Source organism: Leisingera sp., assembly GCF_034669605.1.
In the GTDB taxonomy this organism is placed as follows: domain Bacteria; phylum Pseudomonadota; class Alphaproteobacteria; order Rhodobacterales; family Rhodobacteraceae; genus Leisingera.
Map to the genome: position 1 here is coordinate 1 of NZ_JAXMOX010000273.1, position 4,923 is coordinate 4,923.

A 4,923-nucleotide genomic window follows, 5' to 3' on the forward strand; every position below is an offset into this window, starting at 1 on the left:
AGCTTTTGTGAACGATCTGTATGAAAACGCTAAAAATAATGGCAGCACATGGACAACCTATCAATGGCCGCATGTTTGGCGTCTGCCGGGCGGCGGTGCGGTCCCACGCCGGACCAGGTGATCGGCTCGCCCTTGAACCGGATTTCGCCTTCCTGGCTGTCTTCCAGCAGGTTGCAGCAGCGCAGCAGGGTAGACTTGCCTGATCCCGAAGACCCGATCAGAGAGACCACGCCGCCCTTGTGGGCGGTGATATCAACGCCCTTGATCACTTCCAGCTCGCCATAGGATTTATGCAGGCCGCGGATTTGCAGAACGGGCGAAGTATCGGTCAAGGCGTTTTTGTCCCTGTAAGTGGAAATCCGTTCTTATTGGACCGAAAAAAAGACCGAATGCAACGTTCAAACCGCAAAAGCCGGCACTGCGGGGACCAAAGTGACGGGGGGATCCGCCATTTCGGAAGGAAACGCGGCGTCAGTTAAGCAGCCCGGATGCGCTGTTCGGTCAGCACTGGCCCCGGAGGGGTTGGCACCGCCAAGTAGTCACTGGGGGCAAACTGCACGAGCCCCTTCAGATGCAAGAGGTTCCTGGTGTCTTCGTCCAGCCCGCGGATTGCGGCTTCGATGGCTGCAAAAAGCGTCTGCGGGTTCTGGCCCAGGGCGGTGATATAGGGCAGGGCGGGCGTCGGTTCAGTGCGTTCAATTTCGGTCAGGCCTTCGGCGAACCCGTCGTGCCTCTTGACCAATTCCCAGGTCAGCGCGTCCAGTGCTGCGAAATCGGCCCGGTCTTCGGCAACGGCCTGGGCCGACAGGCTGTGGCCGCCGGTTTCCACCAGCGCACCTGGCAGGATGCTGCGGTCGTGCAGATGCACCATCGGTGCGGCCCAGCCGGATTGGGACAACCCTTCGTTATAGGCAAAGCGACGGCCGGCAAAGGCTGACAGAGGCTGGCCTGCGTCCGCGCCGCGGGCAATGAAGACGCTGTTGTAACAGCCCGCCGGGCAGCCGGGCAGGCCGTAGTCCGGGGTGCAGGCCAGCTCTACCTCGCCATAGAGCCGGGTGCGGAAGGGGAGGCCGCAGGTTTGCGACAATAGCAGCTCCGGCGATTTCCAAACCTCCCAGAAATCGGCGCCGCGGGTCAGCTGTTCCGGCCCGTGGCCCAGATGGGCGCGGATCAATGCCCAGAACCGGTCGTTAGCCTCAGCGGTTTCCGGGCGGTCATACATTCCAAGATGAGCAATCATAATGCAGCCTCTGCCCGTTTGCGCGCCCTGGCGCTGTCCACATCCGAAACCCCAAGCAGGCTGGAAGACAGCCGCAGCAGAGCATCTTCATTCGCATCGCGGCGGCCATCGGCCAAGGCCACCTGCCACAGCGCCTCGATCACTCCGGTTCTGTCCTCATAGGCCACGGCATCCTTGATCGCCCGGGTAAAGCGCACAGTGTCGGGGGCCTCGGCCTCCATCGCCTCAGCCTGTTCGCGCAGGATCAGCGCGCCGCCGGTGTCCAGCCTGTAGCGGGTGGCAAGGATCCGGTCGATCCGGTCCTTTTCCACTTCGGAGTAATTGTGGTCAGAGCGGGCGATCCGCACCAGCAGCGCGGTCAGGGCAAGCCGCGCGCCCTCATCATCCAGCGGCGCAGGCCCAGGTTCCAGCAGCCGCTGCAGAAGCTCCTTGAACATCAGCTTTCCTCCGCGGTGCCGCTGAATTTCTCAACCGCGCGGGCGCGGGCTTTCTGACTGTCGGCATAGGACAGGCCCATAGCCTTGCGGGCCTCTTCGACGATGGTGACTTCACCCGCGCGCTCGTTGCCGTCGGCCAGCACCACTTCCCACAGCGCGTCCATCGCCGCCAGCCGTTCCTCCAGCCCGGTGGTCTCACGGATCAGCCGCCCGAAGGTGTCGGTTTCCGGTGCCGCGGCGTGCAGCTTTTCGCAGGTGGCGCGCACCTTGGCAGCCTCGATTGCGTTGTGCTGGTAGAGCCGGGCCAGGATCCGGTCGATCAGGCTGATTTCTTCCAGCTGATATTCGCGGTCGGACTGGGCCACCCGCACCAGCAGGGCACCCAGTGCCAATTCGGCATCCGGGTCCGGAAGCGCTGGCGTCTCAGAGGGGCGGAACGCTTGGAAGAATTTCTTGAGCAAGGGCATCAGCAGACCTTTGGAATAGCAGCAGGACCGGCGGCATTAGGCACCGTAACCTTCGATGATTTGCATATCACCCGCCGAGACAGGATCGCGAAGCGCCTTGGCATCCTGATAGGCCATGGAATCATAGCAGGCTTTTGCGGTTTCGAAATCCTTGAATTCAATTACCACGGTGCGGGCGCGGAACTGGCCCTCGCGCACTTCCCGGCCTCCGCCGCGCACCAGGAACTTTGCGCCGTACTCAGCAAAGACTGGGCCGTTTGCGTTAATGTATTCCTTGTAGCGCTCGATGTCGTGCACATCCACATGGGCCACCCAGTATCCTTTGGGCCTGGTGTCATTAGGCATGGGCTGCAGCCTCCCTTGTTCTTATGGTTGCAGGCAGGCTGATACAAAAGCGGGGCAAAGACAATGGGGCGGTTGTCAAGAATTACTCCGTTCCGCGGTAATTTGCGCCGGGTTCAGGGCTTTGCCGCGAAATGCAAAACGCCCGCCGGAGAAGGCGGGCGTTCGAAACGTGTTTAACAGCCGGCTCAGCCGATCTCAGCCAGGCGGGCCAGGGCTTCCTTGACCTTGGCTTCCTCTTCCTCGCGCGCGGCAAGGTTTGCCTTGGCCTCCGCAACCACGTCTTCCGGCGCCGAGGCCGCGAATTTCGGGTTGTTCAGCCGCCCGCGCAGGCCGCCCAGTTCCTTGGCCAGCTTGCCCAGAGACTTCTCCAGACGCGCCTTTTCGGCGTCCACGTCGATCACATCCGCCAGCGGCAGGCCAAAGGCGGCGCCGGGGGCGGCCACGCTGGCGCAGCCCTTGGGGAAGCTGCCGACCTGCTCCAGCGAGGTGATACGGGCAAGCTTCTGGATCATCGCCTCGTTCTTTTCCCAGGCGGCGCGCGCCTGATCGGAGAATTCGGTCACCACCATCGGGATCTTGGCACCGGCCGGCACATGCATCTGCGCGCGGGTGGAGCGGATGTTCTCGATCGCGGTGATCACCCAATTCATCTCGGCGTCGGCGTCCGCATTGACCAGCTCGGTGCCGTAGGCGGGCCAGTCCTGATGCACCAGCATGTTGCCGCGCTTGGCGGTGTTGCCCCACAGTTCTTCGGTGATGAAGGGCATGATCGGGTGCAGCAGGATCATGCATTGATCCAGCACCCAGCCCAGAGTCTGGCGGGTCTCTGCAATCACCGCCTCATCCTCGGAGCCGAACAGGGGTTTGCTGAGTTCGATGTACCAGTCGCAAACCTTGCCCCAGGTAAAGGCATAAAGCGCATTGGCCGCGTCGTTGAAACGATAGGCTTCAAGGGCCGCGTCCACCTCAACCCGGACCTTGGCGGTCTCGCCGATGATCCATTGGTTCACGGCGGCCTTGGCATCGGGGCAGGCATAGGCCGGGACGGTTTCGTCATAGACCTTGTTGAAATGGGCAAAGTTAACCGCATTCCACAGTTTGGTGCCAAAGTTCCGGTAGCCCTTGAGCCGTTCCATATCCAGCTTCAGCACGCCGCCGAGCGCCGCCATCGCGGCCGAGGAGAAGCGCAGCGCGTCGGCGCCGAACTCGTCAATGATCTCCAGCGGGTCCACCACGTTGCCGGTGGATTTCGACATCTTCTTGCCTTTGGCGTCGCGCACCAGGCCATGCAGGTAGACGGTGTCGAAGGGGATCTGATCGACCACGGCTAGCTGCATCATCATCATCCGGGCAACCCAGAAGAACAGGATGTCCTGACCGGTGACCAGGGTCGAAGTCGGGAAATATTTCTGCATCTCCGCGGTGTCTTCCGGCCAGCCCAGGGTGCCGATCGGCCAGAGGCCGGAGGAGAACCAGGTGTCGAGCACGTCGGGATCGCGCCAGAGGAAGACCCGGTCGACTGGCTCTTCATAAACTTTGTCCGTCAGTTCTTGGGAGGTGTTTCGGTCGTCCGCTTCGCCACCGATAATTTGCGTGAACTTGAAGGAGTGGTAATACTTCTCCGCAATGATCGTGGCTTCCTCAAAGCTTGGCGCGCAGAAGGCTTTGGGATTGTCATAGTCTTCGGTTTCGCTGCCATCCTCATTGGCAACAATGCTCGGACCATACCAAACCGGGATCTGATGGCCCCACCACAGCTGGCGCGAGATGCACCAGGGCTCGATATTTCCCAGCCAGTGGTAATAGGTCTTCTCACCCGACTCCGGCAGGATCTTCACATCGCCATTGCGCACCGCATCCAGCGCCGGGCCAACAATCTTGTCGGTCTCAACAAACCACTGGTCGGTCAGCATCGGCTCGATCACCACTTTGGGGCGGTCGCCAAAGGGCTGCATGATCGGCTTGTTCTCGACATACGGCTCCAGCACCTCAACGTCTTCGCCGCTCTCAGGATCGGTCTTGGTGACGCTGACCATCACCGCCAGGCCTTCGCTGGTGATCTGCTCAACCACCAGTTTGCGCGCCTCGAACCGGTCCAGACCGCGCAGCTCATCCGGCACCAGGTTGACAGCGTCGGCTTCGGCCTCGGAGAGCACCTTCTCACCCTTGGCCACGGCCATGGCGAGAGTGGCGGCAGCGTCGTAGCTTTCACCGTCAGCCCGCATCTGGCCGCGCATATCCATCAAGCGGTACATCGGGATGCCGCCGCGCTTGGCGACCTGATAGTCGTTGAAGTCATGCGCGCCGGTGATCTTCACCGCACCGGAGCCGAAGTCCTTGTCCGGGTATTCGTCCGTAATGATCGGGATCAGGCGGCGGTGCTCCTTGGGACCGACCGGGATCTCGCACAGCTTGCCGACGATGGGCGCATAGC

At 61.8% G+C, this 4,923-nt stretch carries 5 protein-coding genes and 1 pseudogene; all 6 read right to left on the reverse strand.

From position 1 onward, the window contains the following. Positions 1–74: 74 nt before the first annotated feature. A pseudogene (locus tag VOI29_RS22495) lies at positions 75–332 on the reverse strand (ATP-binding cassette domain-containing protein); the annotation flags it as partial. A gap of 143 nt (positions 333–475) precedes the next feature. Next, complete coding sequence (locus tag VOI29_RS22500) at positions 476–1,240, reverse strand: phosphate/phosphite/phosphonate ABC transporter substrate-binding protein (RefSeq protein ID WP_323783863.1); 765 nt, start codon at positions 1,238–1,240, stop codon at positions 476–478. Continuing rightward, entirely contained in the window at positions 1,237–1,677 is a 441-nt protein-coding gene (locus VOI29_RS22505; RefSeq protein ID WP_323783865.1) for a TerB family tellurite resistance protein, read from the reverse strand. The genes VOI29_RS22500 and VOI29_RS22505 overlap by 4 nt, the downstream gene beginning before the upstream one ends. Continuing rightward, positions 1,677–2,138: a TerB family tellurite resistance protein gene (locus tag VOI29_RS22510; RefSeq protein WP_323783871.1), complete on the reverse strand. Its 462-nt coding sequence runs from the start codon at positions 2,136–2,138 to the stop codon at positions 1,677–1,679. The genes VOI29_RS22505 and VOI29_RS22510 overlap by 1 nt, the downstream gene beginning before the upstream one ends. 42 nt (positions 2,139–2,180) lie before the next feature. Next, the gene (locus VOI29_RS22515; protein WP_323783867.1) at positions 2,181–2,489 is read right to left on the reverse strand and encodes a DUF1330 domain-containing protein; all 309 of its coding nucleotides are present in this window, start codon (positions 2,487–2,489) and stop codon (positions 2,181–2,183) included. 185 nt (positions 2,490–2,674) lie between these two features. Further along, the coding region (locus tag VOI29_RS22520) for a valine--tRNA ligase (RefSeq protein WP_323783869.1) at positions 2,675–4,923 on the reverse strand (2,249 nt) is incomplete at its 5' end.